We start from the raw sequence: 952 nt of genomic DNA, 5'->3' as shown, positions 1-952 counted from the left end.
GCCCTCGGCGAATACGTCTCGGTGAGCAGCCAACGCGACACCGAGCGCACCCTGATCGCCAAGGAACGCTGGGAGCTCGCCAACCTGCCGGAGCAGGAACTCGCCGAGCTCGCCGAGATGTACCGGGCCAAGGGGCTCAGCGTGGAGACGGCCCGACGCGTCGCCGACGAGCTCACCGCGCACGACGCCCTCGCCGCGCATCTCGAGGTGGAACTGCACATCGGCACCGAGGAACTCTCGAACCCGTGGCACGCGGCGTTCGCATCCGCGCTCGCGTTCACCGTCGGTGCGATCCTGCCGCTTCTCGCTGTGCTGCTGCCACCGCCGGCGTGGCGGCTGCCTGCCACGTTCCTGGCCGTAGCGGTCGCCCTCGTGGTCACCGGCTGGCTGAGCGCCTACCTCGGCGGCAGCCCCCGCGGCCGCGCGATCTCGCGTGTCCTCGTCGGAGGCCTGCTCGCCCTCGGCGTGACCTGGGCGATCGGCGGCCTGATCGGCACCTCGGTCTGACCGTAGGCTGGTGCCATGTCCTCACCACGCACGCTCCCAGCATCCGCTCTGCTCGCGGCGGGCATCGACGCCGCCCTTGTGCTCGTCTTCGCGGCGATCGGCCGCGCGAGCCACGGCGAGGACCTGCTCGGCGTGCTGGCGACCTGGTGGCCGTTCCTCGGCGGCCTCACGATCGGCTGGCTGATCATGCGCGCCTGGCACGCCCCGCAGCGGATCGTCTACACCGGGCTCGGTGTCTGGCTCTGGACGGTCGCGGGCGGTTTGCTGCTCCGGGTCGTGAGCGGCCAGGGCGTTCAGCCGAGCTTCATCGTCGTGACGGCGATCGTGCTCGGTCTGTTCCTGGTCGGCTGGCGCGGCATCGCGGTGCTTGTGCGCCGGATCCAGGCACGTCGTCGGGCCTCGACGCAGGTCCAGTAGCCTCAGCCGGCCGCGATCGCGTCGTAGC

The 952-nt window shown here is 71.4% G+C and carries 2 protein-coding genes; both read left to right on the top strand.

All coding sequences use genetic code 11. The annotated features are described in order from the left end of the window. Nucleotides 1-507 (top strand): VIT1/CCC1 transporter family protein (locus tag QN345_RS19450; RefSeq protein ID WP_323509166.1); only part of this gene is annotated, 507 nt, incomplete at its 5' end. Nucleotides 508-522: 15 nt separating this feature from the next. Next, nucleotides 523-924 (top strand): DUF3054 domain-containing protein, encoded by a 402-nt coding sequence (locus tag QN345_RS19445; RefSeq protein ID WP_134449959.1) that lies wholly within the window; start codon nt 523-525, stop codon nt 922-924. Nucleotides 925-952: the final 28 nt, after the last annotated feature.

This window comes from Cryobacterium sp. 10I1 (assembly GCF_035019805.1).
Taxonomy (GTDB): domain Bacteria; phylum Actinomycetota; class Actinomycetes; order Actinomycetales; family Microbacteriaceae; genus Cryobacterium; species Cryobacterium glucosi.
This window is presented reverse-complemented; position numbering and strand designations above follow the sequence as displayed.